This window comes from Streptomyces sp. NPDC001027 (genome assembly GCF_040299045.1).
GTDB lineage: Bacteria > Actinomycetota > Actinomycetes > Streptomycetales > Streptomycetaceae > Streptomyces.
In genome coordinates this window covers 1-3,640 of the sequence record NZ_JBEPBI010000436.1, presented here as the reverse complement: position 1 = coordinate 3,640, position 3,640 = coordinate 1, and the positions used below count along the sequence as shown (strand labels likewise).

Below are 3,640 nucleotides of genomic sequence, written 5' to 3'. Positions count from 1 at the left end.
GAAGGCATTACGTCAGACCCCGAAGCGATCGTGGCGAGAGGAACCGGGATGCGTCCCACCGAGGCGAAGGATCTTCCCGTGCCCGAGCACGCCCCGCCGGAGCCGCGCGAGCGGCGGGAACCGCGCGAGCGGGCGCGTCTTCGCGACCGGGCGGACGCGTACCCCCTCGATTCCGTCGACGTCGATGCCGTCGACGGCGATGTGCCGGCGGCCGTGGGGCGCGTCCTGGACGCCCTCCTGGCCGAACGGGTGGAGCACGCCGCCGCCCTCGACCCCGTGTTCGGCCGTGACCTGGCCGAACGCGTCGCACGGTGCACCGTCGAAGGCGGCAAGCGCATGCGCTCCCAGTTCGTCTGGTGGGCGCTGCGCGCCTGCGGCGGCACGGCCGTGGAGGCGGAGGCCGCCCTGCGCGTCGGCGCCGCCCTCGAGCTGATCCAGACCTGCGCCCTCGTCCACGACGACGTCATCGACGGCTCCCGGATGCGCCGCGGACGGCTCGCCCTGCACGCGGACGTGACCGCCCAGTACGCCGGCGTCCTCCCCGCCGACAGCGGCGACCGCGGCGGACGTTTCGGCGAGGCCGCGGCGATCCTCGCCGGGGACCTGGCCCTGGCCTGGGCCGACGACACCGTCGCGGCCGTCGAGGCGCCCCCGGACACGGTCCGTGCCGTGCGCGATCTGTGGAGCGCCATGCGCACGGAGATGGTGGCCGGACAGTACCTGGACGTCCAGGGCCAGGCGACCTCCTCGCGGTCCCTGGCCCGGGCCGTCCGCGCCGCCTGCCTCAAGAGCGCGCTCTACTCGGTCGAACGCCCGCTGGCGCTCGGAGCCGCCCTGGCGGGAGCGGACGGCGCGCAGAGCGCGGCCCTGTGCTCGGCGGGCAGGTGCGTCGGCATCGCGTTCCAGCTGCGCGACGACCTCGCCGACGTCTTCGGCGATCCCCGGCGCACCGGCAAACCCGCGGGCGGCGACATCCGGGCGGGCAAGCCCACCTACCTGGTCGCGGTGGCCCAGGCCCGCGCGGAGTCGACGGGCGACCGCCACGGCGCCGCCGTGCTGCGGCGCTCCCTCGGCCGCGCCGACCTCTCCGAGAGCCGTCTCGCCGAGGTCCGTGACGTGCTCGTGGCCGGCGGGGCGCGCGACCTCGTCGAGGCGAAGATCGACCGACTGGTCGCCCAGGGGATGCGTCACCTCGACTCCGCCGTCCTGGAGCCTCAGAGCCGGATGCGCCTCCGACAGCTGCTGCACGCCTCGGCCGGCACGACGCCCGCCGCCACCCCCGCCTCCGCACCCACGCCCACGCCCACGCCCACGACGTGCGGAGCGCTAGACGGCGGTCTGCCGCTCTCCCTGCTCCTCCCCGCCGGCGCCGACGGAGTCCTGCGATGACCAGAACCGTTCCCGGACCCACGGATCACGTCGTGGTGATCGGCGCGGGTCTCTCCGGCCTGGCTGCGACGCTGCACCTGCTCGGCGCGGGCCGCCGGGTCACCCTGCTCGAACGCGACACGCTGCCGGGAGGCCGCGCCGGACGCCTGGAGCGCGGCGGCTACCGCATCGACACCGGGCCCACCGTGCTGACCATGCCCGACCTCGCCGACGAGGCGTTCGCGGCGGTCGGCGAGAGCCTGCGCGACCGCGTCGACCTCATCCCCCTGCATCCCGCCTACCGGGCCCTGTTCGCCGACGGCAGCGGCCTCGACGTGCACACCGACCCGCAGGCGATGGAGACGGAGGTCGAGCGTTTCGCGGGCGCGGCGGAAGCCGCGGGCTACCGGCGGCTGCGGGTGTGGCTGGAGCGGTTGTACCGGGTTCAGATGCGCCGTTTCATCGACGCGAACTTCGACTCCCCCTTCCAGTTGCTGACCCCGGACCTGGCCCGGCTCGCCGCCCTCGGCGGATTCGGACGGCTGGACGCGAGGATCGGCCGTCACCTGCACGACGAACGGCTGCGCCGCGTCTTCTCCTTCCAGGCGCTGTACGCCGGAGTCACCCCGGCGCGGGCGCTGGCCGCGTACGCCGTGATCGCCTACATGGACACCGTCGCCGGCGTGTACTTCCCCCGCGGGGGCATGCACGCGCTGCCGCAGGCCATGGCGGACGCCGCCGCGAAGGCCGGCGCCGATCTGAGGTTCGGCCAGGACGTCACCCGGCTGGAACGCTCCGCCGGCCGGATCACCGCCGTCGTCACCGGTCAGGACCGCATCGCCTGCGACGCCGTGGTCCTGACGCCGGACCTGCCGGTCTCCTACGCGCTCCTCGGCCGCACACCGCACCGCCCCCTCGGGATCCGGCACGCGCCGTCGGCCGTCGTCCTGCACGCCGGAACCGACCGCACCTGGCCCGGACTGGCCCACCACACCCTGTCGTTCGGGGCGCGATGGCACCGCACCTTCGACGAACTCACCCGCGCGGGACGCCTGATGAGCGACCCGTCGCTGCTCGTCACTCGCCCCACCGCCACCGATCCGACGCTCGCTCCGCCCGGCCGCCACCTCCACTACATCCTGGCACCCTGCCCGAACACCGACATCGGGCCGGACGCCGCCGCCTGGAGCGATCTCGCACCGCGCTACCGCGACAGCGTCCTGCGGGAACTCGAACACCGCGGGCTGCACGGCATCGCCGACGCCGTGCAGGAGGAGGTGCTCGTCACCCCCGCCGACTGGACGGCCCAGGGGCACGCGGCCGGCACGCCGTTCTCGGCCGCCCACACCTTCGCGCAGACCGGCCCGTTCCGGCCGCGCAACCTCGTCCGCGGCGCCGACAACGCCGTGCTGGCGGGCTGCGGCACCACACCGGGCGTCGGCGTCCCCACGGTGCTGCTGTCCGGCAAGCTCGCCGCCGCACGGATCACCGGGCGGCACTTGCGCGCCGTACCGCGGCGCGGGCGCACCCCTGCGACGGCGACGGCGGCGCCGCCCGCGTCGCCCGTCACGTCCGCGACGCGCGTCACGCCCGTGCAGGAAGGCAGGCAGCCGTGACCGTCCGGGAGCTCGACGCGGCCGGCATCACCGAACCGGCGCTGCGCGCGGCCTACTCCGAGTGCCGTCGGCTCAACGCCCGGCACGGAAGGACCTACTTCCTCGCGACACGGCTGCTGCCGGTGGAACGCCGTCCCGCCGTCCACGCCCTCTACGGCTTCGCCCGCTGGGCGGACGACATCGTCGACTCCCTGGAACCGGACGTCCCCGTCCATCGCCGCGCGGCCGATCTCGCCCGGCTCCAGGAGCGCCTGCACCGCGGGCTCCGGGACGGCCACAGCAGCGAGCCGGTGGTGCTGGCGCTCGCCGACACGGCCCGGCGCTACGCCATCGACCACCGGCACTTCCACGACTTCATGGCGTCCATGCGCAGCGACCTGGAGGTCAGCGACTATCCGACCTACACCGACCTGCACGCCTACATGCACGGTTCGGCCGCGGTGATCGGGCTGCAGATGCTGCCGATCCTGGGCACGGTCGTCCCCCGCGAGGAAGCGGCCCCGCACGCTGCGGCGCTGGGGGTCGCCTTCCAGCTGAGCAACTTCCTGCGCGACGTGGGCGAGGACCTCGACCGCGGACGCGTCTACCTGCCCGCCGACCTGCTGTCCGCGCACGGCGTGGACCGCGAGCTGCTGCACTGGAGCCGCAGCACCGGC

At 74.9% G+C, this 3,640-nt stretch carries 3 protein-coding genes; all 3 read left to right on the top strand.

The features are described from left to right. A partial coding sequence (locus ABT300_RS42300; RefSeq protein ID WP_502978118.1) for a polyprenyl synthetase family protein occupies window positions 1-1,389 on the top strand: 1,389 nt, incomplete at its 5' end. Further along, on the top strand, window positions 1,386-2,984 hold the full coding sequence (locus ABT300_RS42295) for a phytoene desaturase (protein ID WP_351687999.1): 1,599 nt from the start codon (window positions 1,386-1,388) through the stop codon (window positions 2,982-2,984). The genes ABT300_RS42300 and ABT300_RS42295, both read left to right, overlap by 4 nt. After that, window positions 2,981-3,640 (top strand): phytoene/squalene synthase family protein (locus ABT300_RS42290; protein WP_351687996.1); only part of this gene is annotated, 660 nt, incomplete at its 3' end. The genes ABT300_RS42295 and ABT300_RS42290, both read left to right, overlap by 4 nt.